Below are 1,812 nucleotides of genomic sequence, written 5' to 3' on the forward strand. Positions count from 1 at the left end.
AACAGCTCCCGGCCACAGCCCACTTCATAACCTCCCGGCGCGCTGGCGTTCTCGCGCGCCGCCAATTCGACCGGATCGACCCGCACTTCCAGGGTCCCGGCCTGGCCATCGACACGAATGATGTCGCCGTCGCGCACCCGCGCCAGCGGACCGCCATCGATGGCTTCGGGACACACATGGATCGCCGCCGGGATCTTGCCGGAGGCTCCGGACATGCGGCCGTCGGTCACCAGGGCAACCTTGAAGCCGCGGTCCTGCAGCACGCCCAGGAACGGGGTCATCTTGTGCAGTTCGGGCATGCCGTTGCTGCGTGGTCCCTGGAAGCGTACGACGGTGACGACGTCGCGCTCGAGCTCTCCCGCCTTGAAGGCGTCGGCCAGTTCCTGCTGGTCCTGGAAGACGCGCGCCGGGGCTTCCACGATCTGGTGTTCGGGGGCGACGGCGGACACTTTCATGACGCCACGGCCGAGGTTGCCTTCCATCACCCGCAGGCCGCCTTCCGGCGAGAAGGGCCGCGCCACCGGGCGCAGGATGTTTTCATCGAGGCTTTTCGTCGGGCCATCGCGCCAGTACAGCTCGCCGCCTTCGAGGAAGGGTTCCTGGGTGTAGCGGCGCAGGCCGCGTCCGGCCACGGTGTGCACGTCTTCGTGCAGCAGGCCGGCATCGAGCAGTTCGCGGATCAGGAAGGCGACGCCGCCAGCGGCCTGGAAGTGGTTGATGTCGGCTTTGCCGTTGGGGTAGACGTGGGCCAGGGTCGGGACCACTTCGGAGAGGTCGGCCATGTCCTGCCAGGTCAGGTGGATGCCGGCGGCGCGAGCGATGGCGGGCATGTGCAGGGTGTGGTTGGTCGAGCCGCCGGTGGCGTGCAGGGCGACGATGGAGTTGATCAGGACGCGTTCGTCGACCAGTTCGCCAAGCGGCAGCAACTGCCCGCCCTGGCGGGTCAGGCGCACGACCTGTTGGGCGGCCTCGTGGGTCAGGGCATCGCGCAGGGGGGTGTCGGGGTTGACGAAGGAGGAGCCGGGCAGGTGCAGGCCCATGACTTCCATCAGCATCTGGTTGGTGTTGGCGGTGCCGTAGAAGGTGCAGGTGCCGGGGCTGTGGTAGGCCTTCATCTCGGATTCGAGCAGTTCGTCGCGGCTGGCCTTGCCTTCGGCGTAGCGCTGGCGGACGTCGGCCTTTTCCTTGTTGGAGAGGCCGGAGGGCATGGGACCGCTGGGGATGAACAGGCCAGGCAGGTGGCCGAAGCGCAGGGCCCCCATCAACAGGCCGGGGACGATCTTGTCGCAGATGCCCAGGTAGAGGGCGGCGTCGAACATGTTGTGCGACAGGGCGATCGCAGTGGACATGGCGATCACTTCACGGCTGGCGATGGCCAGTTCCATGCCCGGTTCGCCTTGGGTGACGCCGTCGCACATGGCTGGTACGCCACCGGCGAACTGGCCGATCGAGCCGATCTCGCGCAGCGCCTGCTTGATGTGTTCGGGGTAGTGTTCGTAGGGCTGGTGGGCGGAGAGCATCTCGTTGTAGGCCGAGACGATGGCCACGTTGGTGGAGTTGGTCAGGCGCAGGTTCTGCTTGTCCTGCTCGCCGCAACCGGCCACGCCATGGGCGAAGTTGGCGCACTGCAGTTTGCCCCGTTGCGGGCCTTCGCTGGCCGCCTGGTGGATCAGGGCAAGGTAGCGCTGTCTTTGCGTCGCGCTACGATCGATCACGCGCTCGGTTACTTCGATGATGCGAGAATGCATGGCGGGCTCCACGGCGTTGGATTTGTTTTGCCTGGAAACTATCAATGAAACAAGAAAAAGTCAC

General features: G+C 66.1%; 1 protein-coding gene. It reads right to left on the reverse strand.

Annotated elements, in window-relative coordinates; translation table 11 throughout:
• Positions 1-1,748: phosphogluconate dehydratase (gene edd / locus FHR87_RS18840; RefSeq protein WP_183168293.1), on the reverse strand; the 1,748-nt coding region annotated here is incomplete at its 3' end.
• Positions 1,749-1,812: the final 64 nt, after the last annotated feature.

Source organism: Azomonas macrocytogenes (assembly GCF_014191985.1).
Taxonomy (GTDB): Bacteria; Pseudomonadota; Gammaproteobacteria; order Pseudomonadales; family Pseudomonadaceae; genus Azomonas; species Azomonas macrocytogenes.